Raw genomic sequence first — 12,693 nt, forward strand, 5'->3', positions numbered from 1 at the left:
TTCCGCTCCCCATTTCAATATTCATCCGATGCTTCGGCTACAGGTCCGAGGCATAGCGGAGGCCGATCTGTGCTCTGGCTTCCTCCATCACCTCAGCGACCGCCAGTGAATTGGCATGGCTGTTCACGCTGCTCTCGCGATGACCATTCTTGATCAGGCTGATAAATTCCTCAACCTCATAATACATCGGCTCAAATACCTGCGGAAGGGTAAGCTCTTCAACCGTTCCGTCGCGGTAGTAGATTTTGACCTGGTACGGCTGGTTGATCTTGTCGATGACCATCGTACCGTTCTCGCCTTGAATCTCCGCAGGCAGATAAGAGTCGGCAATTTTGGAATGCATGACCACGGCATCCATATCGGGATAACGCATGACAATGCTGCCTTCACCGTCCACTCCCGAAGAGAGCATCATACCAACAGACTTCACGGTTTCCGGTTTGCCGAACAGTGCTACCATTGGATACAGACAATAGATGCCCAGATCCATTAGTGAGCCGTTGGAATAGACCGGATTGAAGGCATTCAGCACTTTTCCCTGGCGGTAAGCATCATATCTCGATGAGTATTGACAATAGCTGGCGAAATAACGGCGCACTTGGCCCAGCTTGTACAGGTTGTCCTTGATCACACCGAAGTTCGGCATATAGGTAGACTTCATCGCTTCCAGGAACAGCACATCGTTGCGGTGGGCCGCTTCAATGACTGCACGCAGCTCCGCGCTGTTGGAGGCCGCAGGCTTTTCACAAATCACATGCATTCCGTGGTTCAGACAGATGAGCGACTGCTCCGCATGCATCGAATTGGGGCTGGCAATGTATACCGCGTCCACTTCCCCGCTGGTCACCATTTCCTCAAGGTTGGTGTAGATTGAAGCGCCAGCGTATTTAGCGGCAAAATCGCGCCCCTTCTCCTCAGTACGTGAATATACGGCAGTGAGAAGAAATTCCTCGTTCTCAAGACCGGCTTGAATGAAGCGGTCTGTAATCCAGTTGGTGCCTACGACTCCAAATCGAATAGTCATGAATGATCCCGTCCTTTGATTAATATAAGAGCCGTTTGGGCTGGGTATATGGATTCTCTTCCTGCTATTTTCTCATTCCGGGATAGCGATGTCTACTTTTCAGGGGGAATTTCCGACAAATTCCGCAAACCTGTGGTTGTGAAAAAAAGCACCAGCCGATTACATGACAAAACCCTGTCCTTTTCAGGAACAGGGCTATATGCCATACGTTAAATTCAAGCAGCCCGCAAGAGGATGTCCGGCAACGCTGCTAGTTCCATTCTATTCGTAAAACTTCACCAGCTGACGCACAATCTCTGCCTTGTCATGCTCTACCACGGTCATAAATTGCGGCATGGAGAACAGTGCCGAGATGGGAGCAGGGAATTCCTGCTTGATGCCGGTCAGGGCAATCGCCTCATCGAACTTGGCCGGATGTGCCGTGGCGAAAGTAATATTCGTCTCGTCCGGACCGCTGAACGCTTCATAGGCTGCAATGCCGCAGGCCGTATGCGGGTCCAGCAGATAGCCGTATTCCTGCTCGTATTTGCCGATCGTATCCAGGCACTGCTGATTTTTGACCCCCAGCGCAGAGAAATCCTGCTGCACCTGCTCAAAGGCTGCACCATCCACCGTAATCTTTCCTTCCGCCTGCAGCTGAGCCATGTACGCAGACAGCTTCACCGCATCCTCATCTAAGAGGTAATACAGATAACGTTCAAAATTGCTCGCTACCTGGATGTCCATTGACGGGCTGTAGGTTCCTGTGAAGCTGCCTGGTTTGTATTCGCCGGTCAGCACGAACCGTTCGAGAATGTTGTTCTCGTTGGTGGCGATGATCAGCTTGTGGATCGGCAGACCCATTTTTTGGGCCAGATAACCTGAGAAAATATTGCCGAAGTTGCCCGAAGGCACACTGATGCTGATCTTCTTCTCATCGCTGCCCTCAATCTGCAGATAGGCATAGAAGTAATAAACCGTCTGCGCCAGAATGCGCACGAAGTTAATCGAGTTGATCGCCCGCAGGTGATAGCGGCCCTTGAAATCCAGATCAGCGAACAGCTCCTTGATCACCTTTTGGCAGTCATCAAAGTTGCCTTCAACCGACAGATTCAGCACATTGCTGTCATCCACTGTCGTCATTTGCAGTTCCTGCACCTTACTGACCTTGCCGTGCGGATGAAGGATGCAGATCTTGATCCCTTCTTTGCCGCGCACGCCCTGAATCGCCGCCGCACCCGTATCCCCCGAGGTTGCACCGAGAATATGGATAATTTCACCCCGCACCTTAGCAATGTAGGAATATAGTTCACCCATAAACTGCAGTGCCACGTCCTTAAAAGCAAAGGTTGGTCCATGGAACAGCTCCAGCACGTACAAGGAATCATTCACTTGGTGCAGCGGTGTCACTTCCGGCGCGCGGAAATTGCCATAGCTGGTGTAGACCATTTCTTTGAGATCATTATAGGGAATTTCATCATTGGTATAGTAAGAGAAAATTTCAAGGAACAGTTCCTGGAAGCTCAGGCTTCTCCATTCTGCCAGCTTCTCGGGGGAGATCACCGGAATCTGAAAAGGCACCATCAGCCCGCCGTCATCCGCCAGCCCCATCAGAACCGTATCAATAAAGCCCTTAGCTTTCACATTGCCTCTTGTGCTTATATACTCCATACCTCTCTCATCCTCCTGAACCCCTCTTTAGTTATCCTTCATACAGCTGGTCTATAAGTTCACGTTATATATGAAAATGAAGCCGTGCTGAACCAGCCTTAAGCTCACTCTATATTAACACGTTTACGCGTTAAAGTCCGTTACTTCTGTGTCAACTTTTGTGTGAACATCTGCAGCGTCCGCTGCCTGGTGTCATTGGTTCTGCAGCTCTTTCCAGACGGTCTTGTTGCTGTACTTCTTCTCGACGCTTACATCCTGGCCGAACCATTCGGGAGCCACAAAGCTCTCCGCTTCCTCCAGGGAATCAAATTCAACCTCCAGCACCGCAAGCTCAAGCTGGGTATACAGGTCAATCTCCACTGTCGTGCCGTTCCAAATGCCGGTAATCCGCGTCTTGACCAGCGGTACGGCTTTGACCGCTTCGATCATCTGGGTATACAACCCCTCCGAAATGTTATATTCAATCTCCTGGCGGCTGATGCCCTTGCCATCCTTGAAGGTGTGTGTGTACGTAATTTCACCCGAATCCAGGTCGGTGATCTTGCGCACTCTCAACTCCTGCCCGTCCTCTATCGCAAGGTACGTCTGGTCAATGCTGTGCCGGGTAATCACCTGTACCTGACCATCCTGAATCAGCCGCTCCGGGTACTCCGGCAGCAGAAATTTGCGTTCAATCTCCATAGCCATGCTGTTTCGCTCCTCTGTTCGTTTCACATTTATATTATTAATCATCATAGGTGCGGGTCATCTGCAAGTCAATGGAATCCGCAAACTCAGTCGAACAGGCGGTCGATGGACTGTATGTCATAATGATTGATGATTTTAAATGACCCGCTGCTGTATTTGTCTTTTCTCTCCGTATCATTGATGTAGATATACTTTTGGTCATCCAATGTGATTCCGAATCTTGGATGACCGTCTACAAAGATGCTAATCCAGTAGTTTCTGGTGAAATCGTGGGAAGCAGAGGAACTTAATAATTTCACGTCAGCAAAAGCATTCATAATGCTTGCGATTTCCGCCGGATCAGTCACAGTGACCGTAACTTCATCTGTAGTTTCCGGCAAGGACCGGATGACTTCAATAGAGCTTATATCCTGCAGATCGATGCGGCTGGACACCCGGCTCTCGAACGAAGTGAAGGACTGCAGGATCGTCCCTACCCAGAATACAGCAATCCCGAGCAGGAACACAGTCAGGAAGATTTGCGTCAGGGTTGGCTTCTTCCACTTCCCCGAATGTTTCTGCCCTCTCAGCTTCTCCACATTGTCCACCTCGTTCATCTGATCCATCCCCGTCACCAGCAGCGCCTCCTCCGAAATCATGCAATGCTTCCATTATATACAATAAGACTGGAACACAAAAACTTTTAGCTGAAACGTGAGCTACTTCTATCGAGGATGTTCCAGACTCTTTTCAGCGGTTGAGAGCAAGTACATGTGGAAAAAGTAAACCTAATCCGTGCGATTCCACTCCCGCCAGAAGTACATGTGGAAAAAGTAAACCTAATTTGCCCGTTTAGCACTCCATCAGATGGATTCGCTCAGATTAGGTCTACTAATTCCAACTATCCGCGCTATGAAGCACTTTAGAGCAGATTTAAGTATACTTTTTCCACTCCTCCTTTCGTTTTCTTAAATTCACTTCAACTTTTTAGCTCCCTAATCCAAAAAATAGGGGCAGCCAAGTCTCCCTGGCCTCCCCCTATTCCTATAACGCGGTTTACGCCTCAGCCAGCAGCCGGAAGCATCCGCTCACAAAGTCCCGCTGGATCTCCGGCAGCGCCAGACCCGCCTGCATCAAGCGGTCGCCGCCGTAGACTTCCCCGCTGTCCGTGAGCCGGTAGTCCAGCTCCGGGTTCAGCCCGCTGAGCAGCAGGCTGCGGCGCGGCGGGTGCGGTTCAGCCAGCACCCGGAAATAGTAGACCAGCGCCTCGCGCTGGTCGTCCGAGACGAACATCCAGGCCGTTTCGTTCCCCTCGAACGGGCTCTGCAGCCGGTACAGATTGCCCTGCTGGACCAGGCTGCGAATTCCCTTGTAATTCGCGACCTGCACCTTCACCAGTTCCTTCTCTTCCGGAGTAAACTTCGTCAGATCCAGCTCATAGCCGAAGTTGCCGGACATGGCGACATCTCCCCGGAAGGACAACGGAGTGATCCGTCCCACCTGATGATTCGGCACTGCGGAGACATGTGCCCCCATAGAGCTGACCGGATAGACAAGACTCGTACCATACTGAATCTTTAAGCGCTCCACGGCATCCGTATCATCGCTGGTCCAGGTCTGCGGCATATAGTAGAGCATACCCGGATCGAAACGCCCGCCGCCGCTGCAGCAGCTCTCGAACAGAATATGCGGAAATGCCGAGGTCAGACGTTCCAGCAGCTCGTACAGTCCTAACACATACCGGTGCCCTGTTTCTCCCTGACGTTCTGGCGGCAACTGCGCCGAGCCGATCTCTGTCAGACAGCGGTTCATATCCCATTTGATATAGGCTACCGGAACGCTAGAGAAGATGCGGCTGAGCGATTCATAAATATATTCCCGCACCTCCTCACGTGTGTAGTCCAGCACCAGCTGCCACCGGAGTTCACTGCGGCGGCGGCCCGGAACATGCAGACACCAGTCGGGGTGGCTGCGGTAGAGGTCGCTGTCCGGCGAGATCATCTCCGGCTCCACCCACAGGCCGAACTTCAGCCCATGGCCGTTCACCCGGGCTGCCAGATCGGACAGGCCGCCCGGCAGCTTGCGCAGATCCTCCACCCAGTCGCCGAGTGAGGAGTTGTCCGCATCTCGCTTGCCGAACCAGCCGTCGTCCAGCACGAACAGCTCAATGCCGAGCTTCGCGCCTTCAGCGGCGATAGCCTCCAGTTTATCGGTATTGAAGTCAAAATATGTCGCTTCCCAGTTGTTCACCAGGATCGGCCGTTCTTTATCCCTGTACTCTCCTCTGCTGAGCCGCGTCCGGTATAGCCTGTGATAGGTTCTCGACATTTCACCAAGCCCCTGTCCCGAGTAGACCATTACCGCTTCCGGTGTCTGGAAGCTCTCCCCCGGCTCAAGCCGCCAGGAAAAGTCAAGGGAATTCACTCCCATTGTGAGCCGGGTCATTCCGAAGGAATCCACCTCGGCCACGGCTTCAAAACCTCCGCTGTACACCAGTGAGAATCCATACACCTCTCCCTGACGTTCATCCGTGCCACGCTTCGCCAACGCGGCAAAAGGGTTGTGCTGGTGGCTGCTCATCCCCCGGCGGCTCTCGATCGAAGTACTGCCCTGCTCCAGCTGCCTGCGGGTGAGACGGCCTTCCCGCGACCAGGCGCCGGACAGGTAGATCATGTCCATATCCCCTGCCGGGAAATCAACGGAAGTACTCAGTGCCCGCAGCAATTGCAGCGGAGCCGGACCGTCATTTACAAATTCGACGGATCGTGCAATGACATCCATTTCTTGATATACGGAATAACGCAGGACAACATTCAGCTTGGCATAATCGTCGCGGAGAATAAGCTCCAGAGTATCCGCTTCCTCCTCGGACTCCACATACACTGCAGGAAGTCCTGCAAGCTTCGGCTTGCCCGCCAGCACCCGGTAACCGCTGTAGCGCAGCTCCGTAACCCGGGTCCCATCCTCAAGCTTGGCCTGATAAGCCGGAACGCGGAAATCCCCCGTACCGTACTGCGGGTATTCCTGCGGCAGGCGGTCAAGCGAGCCACCGGTTACCAGCGGGTGCAAGCCTTCCAGATTGCTGCCGTGGCGCAGCTTTTCACCCCAGTACACATGCGCCGGATAGCCGTTGACCAGCTCGATGATGTAACTCATGCCCTTGCTTTGCAGGTGGAATATCCCCTTGTCTTCCTGTACCCAAATCGCCATGGTCCTTATTCCTTCTCTCTTGTAGGTTTCAACTAAAGACTCTATTCCACGTAATCCGCCATCGAGCGAATCTCAAGACCCTTTGGAGCAGCCGGAGCGAAGTCCGCTTCCCCGCTGCCGCGCAGGAAGAATTCCACAGTCTTCGTCTCACCTGGAAGCAGGTCAAAGAAGTTATCCGAGAAGATCCCCTCCTCTTCCGTAGTCAGATATACCCCTCTCGCCAGCACATTACTGCTTACATTGAAGCTGAGTCCGCTGCTGCCGGGAACCTCTGTCACCGTGAGGTTCGGCGGGGTCAGCGCAATTTCTTTGGCGGATACGAAGTAGTGGTGCTTGTGCTCCAGCAGCCGGCCGTCAGCCAGCAAAGACGCAGTTAACAGAACACGGTCAGACTCGCGGCCCTCCAGCAATCCGTCAAGTCCTGTCTTAAATACGACGTCTGAAGCGTCCGCTGCCAGGGTCACCGGCTGTGACCATTCCTGCAGCACATCGCCGCTGAAGTCATGCAACCGGACCTGCAGCTCGCCTTCAAACGCTTCCTGACGGTCAGAAACGGCATGCACCTTGAGGGTGTCCCCGTCCGAGCCGTCAATGGAGAGCAGAAGCTCCTTATAGCTATTGCGTGCTGTGTATTGCAGCGCCTTCCAGCGGCCGTAGTAATCCATGCTCGCCCAGGAGGCCACCGGCCAGCAATCATTCATCTGCCAATACAGCGTACCCATGCAGTAGGGTTTGTTTCTCCGGTGGCTCTCAATAGCTATCTGCATGGCCTCTGCCTGAAGAATCTGGCTCATATAGAGGAAACTGCTGAAATCCTTCGGCTGCGGAAGATAGATATCCATGTATTCCTTAATCAGCAGGTTGCCGCGTCCGTTCTTCTGATGCGCCAGCATCACTTCAGATTCCAGCGCCATATCGCGATCTTCCGCATAACTGAGCACCGATTTCAGCTCAGGGAAAGACTGGAAGCCGTATTCACTCATGAAGCGGCCAACCTTAACATTGTAGTTCTCAAAAGGCTCGCTTCCATGCCATACCCCCCAGTAGTGCACATCCCCTTCACCGGCAATCCGCGTAGCATGCTGATTCAGGTCATGGGTAAGGTCCCGCATCGGAGAAGATGCCCAGTAATCCACATCCGGGTGGCAGGCGGCTACAGCCTCCGGCAAGATACGATGGAATACTGCTTCGTAATCCTTCCACAGCTTCTCACGGATCTCCGGACTGAACTTTTCCTTCCAGCCCCAGCCCATATTCTCCTCATAGTGCGACCACGCCGAATCCATCTCATTATTGCCGCACCACAAAGCGATGCACGGATGGTTGCGCAATCTCCGCACGTTATAGACAGCCTCTTCGCGCACATTCTCCAGGAATGGCTCATCACCAGGATACATACTGCACGCAAACATGAAATCCTGCCAGACCAGCAGCCCATACTCATCACACAGCCGGTAAAAGACTTCCTCTTCATAGATCCCGCCGCCCCATACCCGCAGCATGTTCATATTGGAGGCTGCTGCTGAAGCGATCTCATGACGATAACGCTCCTCGGTAACTTCCGTGGAAAAACTGTCATTCGGAATATGATTGGCACCCTTGGCAAAAACCCGCACACCATTCAGTTCGAAATAAAAGGAAGCCCCGCGGTCATCGGGCTTCCGGACCAGCTTGATCTCCCGGAGACCTGTGGTAACTTCAGTCTGCGCCACAGCCTTCCCTTCCTCCAGCAGCTCTGCCCGAAAAACAGTCAACTCAGGTGCCCCGAGACCATTACACCACCATAGACGGGGCTGATCCAGGACAACTTCCAGCTCCAGTGTCTGCTTGCCCGGCTGTACTGCAGCGGATTTCATCCATTCCTGACCGCCGCTGCTGATCCGCAGCAGACCGTTCCATCCGGACGGAGCATCCACTTCCACAAGCACAGTCACCCGTGCTTCTTCCCGGTTCACTACATTCTGCCGGATATATACATCTGTAATAGCAACGGTATCCCTGCCTTCCAGCACAGCCTCACGCCAGATGCCGCTGGTCAGGAATCTCGGCCCCCAGTCCCAGCCGTAATGATACGGCGCTTTGCGGGCAAATACGCTGATCTGCTGACCCCCAAGTCCGCCAAGCTCTGATTGGTCATTGGGTGCCGGCAGCGCATAGCCCAGCTGTTCCAGCTTCGGCAGATCTTCATTCACTACGGAACGGAATCTCACGCGAATCTCATTTTCCCCAGTCCGCAGCAGCCCCTTCATGTCCACAGTCCAGGCCCGGAACATATTGTCTGCTGAGAGCGCATGCACATCATTTACATAGACATCCGCATACGTGTCGAGTCCCTTGAAGATCAACTCAGTACAAACATGCTGCTGCCATTTCTCTTCCAGTTGCAGGACCGTCCGGTATTCCCAGTCTTTCTTGTCGATCCATTGCAGTTCATGTTCGTTCTTTCCATAAAAGGGCTGTGGAATTCGTTCATTACGGAGCAGATCGGTATGCACCGTTCCAGGCACGGCTGCCGGCAGCCATTCCTCTTCACCACATGCTCTAAATTGCCAGTTGTCCAATTTCAGTTGTATGTGCTTCATAAGAACCTCCTAAAAGTTTTGTGAGCATAGATTTCCTGTAATCACATCATACAAGACCCGCTACGGATGCATGGGCATAATTTATATGAGCCTAAGCTCCTTGGGTCTGCATCATACCAAACTCATTTGGAAAACATACGCCCTACAGTATTGTAAGCATGCGCTTTCATGAATAATGTGCATTTCCATTGTATTTTGTTATCCTATTGTTAGCAACAGACTAATTATATTCATTTAAATAGAATAAATAAAGACAATAAATAATAATTCAATCCATTTCTCAATTAGAATTTTATCGCTATAATAACTAATGTAAACGCTAACAATAAAACGAAAAGGGGACAACGCAATGAGAAACAAGTTATTTTCGTTATGTTTTGTTATCATCATGATTTTCTCTTTATCCCTGACAGGCTGCGGCTCCAACAACAATAATAATGCCGCCTCAGCCACAGACAAGCCTGCAGCAACTACGGATACTGAAAGTACCGGTGGTGATGCGTCAGCAACCACTGAACCGGCAGCAAGCGGCACCGACATCAGCGGCAAAATCACCTTCCTCACCAACAGAACCGACATGATCGGTAAAGAGTATGACGAATATGTTAAGCGCTTTAATGAAAAATACCCGAATATCAAGGTCGAATTTGAAGCCTCTCAAACCGACTACAACCAGCAAGCCAAAGTCAGAATGGCCAGTGGGGAACTTCCGGATGTGATGTTCGTTCCAAGCATTCCGAACTCGGATCTGCCTAAATATTTTGCTTCCCTGGACGATCTTGGCCTGAACGACCAGATCACCTTTAAAGATTTCAAATCCTATGAAGGCAAGCTCTACGGAATTACTACAGGCAACTCCACTTCCGGGATTGTCTACAACAAAAAAGCCTTCGCCGATGCTGGCATCACGGAAGTTCCCAAGACCTGGGACGAATTCCTGGCTGCCTGCGAAAAGCTGAAAGCCAAAGGTATCGTGCCGCTGGCTTCCAACTTTAAAGACAAATGGCCGCTTAACGACTGGGTATTTGCAGTTCCCCGCATCATTGAGAACAAAGCTGATTTCCCTAATGACAAGCTGAACACTGACACTCCTTTCACTATGGATAATGGATATGGCAAATCATTCAGCCTTCTGAGAGAGCTTAACGAAAAAGGCTATCTGGAAAAAGACATCAACTCCACTAACTGGGAACAATCCAAGAAAGACATCGCAGCCGGCAAGTTCGCCATGTATTTCCTTGGTAACTGGGTAATCAATCAAGTCATCGGCGCAGGTACAACTTCTGACAACGTAGGTTTCTTCCCGCTTCCTTACGACAACTCGGGTAAACTTTCTGCTCCGCTCAGCCCAGACTTCTTCTATGCCGTGGCCAAGGACAGCAAAAATGTAGACGCTGCCAAAGCCTTCGTGAAATGGATGATCGAAGAATCAGGATATGAAGATTTTGCCGGATTTATCTCTCCGCTGAAAGGCAAAGAATCCAAGCTAACTCAGCTGAAGGAATTCCAGGCTACCGGCGTAACTCTGCAAGAAGGTACACCTGATGATCCTAAGGTTACGGAAATCACTAACAAGGCACAGCTTGATATTCCAGCCATGCTTCAGGAATTTGTACTTGCCAAAGATCCGCAAACCGTCTTTGACAAATGGAACAAAGCCTGGGCTAAAGCTAAGAAAGACCTCGGCTATTAATCTCAAATCACGCTGTAACGTTATCATCCCATAACACGGCGCAAAATGGATTATCGCCTTTACGGATAATCCATTTTGCCATAAAACACAGAGCGCTCTCCAGGAAAGAAGGTCAAGCTATGTTCGGAACGTTGTCCTACAACAAACAGAAGACGGTCATTATCGTATCCTTTCTGCTCATTCCGCTGATACTGCTAGCTACATTCACGTATTATCCGGCACTTAAGCTCATCTACTACAGCTTCACGAACTGGGACGGCTACAGCCCCGAGAAGCCTTGGGTAGGACTGGACAATTACCGCGAAGTCTTCACCAATCCCGATATTTTCAAGGTATTCATCCATAACTTTGCTTACTTCGTCATGGGGATTGTCCAGAACATAGTGGCTATCTATTTCGCTGTTGTGCTGAACAGCAAGCTACGGGGCCGCAACGGATTCCGGATTATGCTCTTCCTGCCCTACATTATGAACGGCGTCGCCGTTGCCTTTATGTTCGGCTATGTATTTGATACCACCAACGGCTCACTGAATCTGTTCCTGGACAGCATCGGATTGCACCATCTGGCCCAGACCAGCTGGCTTGGAACCGAAGGCCTCGTCAACTACTCACTGGCCTCCACCGGCTTCTGGCGCTTCATGGGCTACAATATGGTTATCTACATCGCCTCCTTGCAGGCCATTCCGCGCGATATTTATGAAGCAGCCAAGATCGACGGTGCCGGCTCTTTTCAGACCCTGTGGAGAGTGACCCTGCCGAATATGAAGGCTGTTATTCAATTGAATCTCTTTCTCACTGTTACCGGTGCGCTCGAGGTCTTCGACCTGCCGTTCGTACTCACCAAAGGCGGCCCGGCCGGCGCGAGTCAGACCTATGTGCAGCGCGTGGTCGAGACGGCATTCGCATATAACAATTACGGCCTGGCTTCAGCCATGAGCATTATTCTGCTGTTCTTTGTCGTTATTGTACTGCTGGTGCAGCAATTGGTTCTTAACCGGGGAGGAGACAAATAAACATGGCACACACTAAATTTCGTCTGGTTGATATTATCAAATACGTCTCGCTCCTGATCGGGGTCTTTGTTGTCCTCTTCCCTCCTTATGTGGTAGTCGTTAATGCCTTCAAATCGACGGATGAATTCAATTCAAGCAGCTCAATGTCACTGCCAAAAAGCTTCCTGAACTTCGACAACTTTGTCGCCGTCTTCCAGCGCGGAGGGCTTCTCAGCGGTTTCGGCAATGTCCTCGTGATCATAATAATTACATTGACCCTGAACATTCTGTTTGGGACAATGGTTGCATATGTGCTTGGCCGCTTCTCTTTTAAGCTGAAACCGGTTGTATTTGGAGCCTATCTGGTTGCTACTATCATTCCCAGCATCACCACTCAGGTTGCCACCTTCGGCATCATCAAGAACATGGGTCTCTACAACACGCTCGGCGCCCCAATTGTCCTGTATATCGGCGCAGACGTGATCCAGATCATTCTGTATCTGCAGTTCATCCGCAACATTCCGGTTGATCTGGATGAGAGTGCCATGGTGGAGGGCGCTTCCCTGTTCAAAATCTACCGTTCGATCATCTTCCCGCTCCTGACCCCGGCGACAGCTACACTGGTGATCCTGAAGACGATCAGCATATACAATGACATGTACATCCCTTACCTTTATATGCCCAAACAGAGCCTTGGTGTGGTCACCACCATCCTGATGCGTTTCCAGGGGGTCAACTCCGGGGAATGGAACCTGATCTGTGCCGCGATTCTGCTGATTTTGCTGCCGACAGTGATTCTGTACTTTTTCCTGCAGCGCTATATTTTTGAAGGTGTAACCAGCGGCGCGGTCAAATAAGGGGGATGTACGGAGAGGA

9 protein-coding genes are annotated in these 12,693 nt (G+C 51.3%); 3 read left to right on the forward strand and 6 right to left on the reverse strand.

What is annotated here, in order from left to right:
• Positions 1–37: 37 nt before the first annotated feature.
• The 6 genes from ACTJKB_RS17115 to ACTJKB_RS17140 all read right to left on the reverse strand — a co-directional run bounded on the left by ACTJKB_RS17115 (position 38) and on the right by ACTJKB_RS17140 (position 9,132).
• The gene (locus ACTJKB_RS17115) at positions 38–1,024 is read right to left on the reverse strand and encodes a Gfo/Idh/MocA family protein (protein ID WP_074110975.1); all 987 of its coding nucleotides are present in this window, start codon (positions 1,022–1,024) and stop codon (positions 38–40) included.
• 261 nt (positions 1,025–1,285) lie between these two features.
• Positions 1,286–2,674 (reverse strand): threonine synthase, encoded by a 1,389-nt coding sequence (gene thrC / locus ACTJKB_RS17120; RefSeq protein WP_074110976.1) that lies wholly within the window; start codon positions 2,672–2,674, stop codon positions 1,286–1,288.
• Positions 2,675–2,866: 192 nt separating this feature from the next.
• Positions 2,867–3,361 carry a CYTH domain-containing protein gene (locus tag ACTJKB_RS17125; RefSeq protein ID WP_440835569.1) on the reverse strand — a complete coding sequence of 165 codons (495 nt, stop codon included), beginning with the start codon at positions 3,359–3,361 and terminating at the stop codon, positions 2,867–2,869.
• A gap of 86 nt (positions 3,362–3,447) precedes the next feature.
• Positions 3,448–3,999 (reverse strand): hypothetical protein, encoded by a 552-nt coding sequence (locus ACTJKB_RS17130; protein WP_440835570.1) that lies wholly within the window; start codon positions 3,997–3,999, stop codon positions 3,448–3,450.
• Positions 4,000–4,396: 397 nt separating this feature from the next.
• Complete coding sequence (locus tag ACTJKB_RS17135; protein ID WP_440835571.1) at positions 4,397–6,550, reverse strand: alpha-galactosidase; 2,154 nt, start codon at positions 6,548–6,550, stop codon at positions 4,397–4,399.
• A 41-nt stretch (positions 6,551–6,591) separates the two neighbouring features.
• The gene (locus ACTJKB_RS17140) at positions 6,592–9,132 is read right to left on the reverse strand and encodes a beta-mannosidase (RefSeq protein ID WP_440835572.1); all 2,541 of its coding nucleotides are present in this window, start codon (positions 9,130–9,132) and stop codon (positions 6,592–6,594) included.
• Between the two features lie 349 nt (positions 9,133–9,481).
• Between ACTJKB_RS17140 and ACTJKB_RS17145 the strand changes: the two genes are divergently transcribed.
• The 3 genes from ACTJKB_RS17145 (at position 9,482) to ACTJKB_RS17155 (ending at position 12,674) form a co-directional block, all read left to right on the forward strand.
• Positions 9,482–10,825, forward strand: a complete 1,344-nt coding sequence (locus tag ACTJKB_RS17145) for an ABC transporter substrate-binding protein (protein ID WP_440835574.1) — start codon at positions 9,482–9,484, stop codon at positions 10,823–10,825.
• A 119-nt stretch (positions 10,826–10,944) separates the two neighbouring features.
• Positions 10,945–11,838 carry a carbohydrate ABC transporter permease gene (locus ACTJKB_RS17150; protein WP_440835576.1) on the forward strand — a complete coding sequence of 298 codons (894 nt, stop codon included), beginning with the start codon at positions 10,945–10,947 and terminating at the stop codon, positions 11,836–11,838.
• A gap of 2 nt (positions 11,839–11,840) precedes the next feature.
• Entirely contained in the window at positions 11,841–12,674 is an 834-nt protein-coding gene (locus tag ACTJKB_RS17155) for a carbohydrate ABC transporter permease (RefSeq protein ID WP_440835577.1), read from the forward strand.
• Positions 12,675–12,693: the final 19 nt, after the last annotated feature.

The organism is Paenibacillus sp. 22594 (genome assembly GCF_052044425.1).
Classification (GTDB): Bacteria; Bacillota; Bacilli; order Paenibacillales; family Paenibacillaceae; genus Paenibacillus_AQ.

Excerpts from the sequence above, each read along its gene's own strand:
- ACTJKB_RS17115 (WP_074110975.1), bottom strand. The coding sequence starts at position 1,024 with ATGACTATTCGATTTGGAGTCGTAGGCACCAACTGGATTACAGACCGC.
- thrC (WP_074110976.1), bottom strand. The coding sequence starts at position 2,674 with ATGGAGTATATAAGCACAAGAGGCAATGTGAAAGCTAAGGGCTTTATT.
- ACTJKB_RS17125 (WP_440835569.1), bottom strand. The coding sequence starts at position 3,361 with ATGGCTATGGAGATTGAACGCAAATTTCTGCTGCCGGAGTACCCGGAG.
- ACTJKB_RS17130 (WP_440835570.1), bottom strand. The coding sequence starts at position 3,999 with ATGATTTCGGAGGAGGCGCTGCTGGTGACGGGGATGGATCAGATGAAC.
- ACTJKB_RS17135 (WP_440835571.1), bottom strand. The coding sequence starts at position 6,550 with ATGGCGATTTGGGTACAGGAAGACAAGGGGATATTCCACCTGCAAAGC.
- ACTJKB_RS17140 (WP_440835572.1), bottom strand. The coding sequence starts at position 9,132 with ATGAAGCACATACAACTGAAATTGGACAACTGGCAATTTAGAGCATGT.
- ACTJKB_RS17145 (WP_440835574.1), top strand. The coding sequence starts at position 9,482 with ATGAGAAACAAGTTATTTTCGTTATGTTTTGTTATCATCATGATTTTC.
- ACTJKB_RS17150 (WP_440835576.1), top strand. The coding sequence starts at position 10,945 with ATGTTCGGAACGTTGTCCTACAACAAACAGAAGACGGTCATTATCGTA.
- ACTJKB_RS17155 (WP_440835577.1), top strand. The coding sequence starts at position 11,841 with ATGGCACACACTAAATTTCGTCTGGTTGATATTATCAAATACGTCTCG.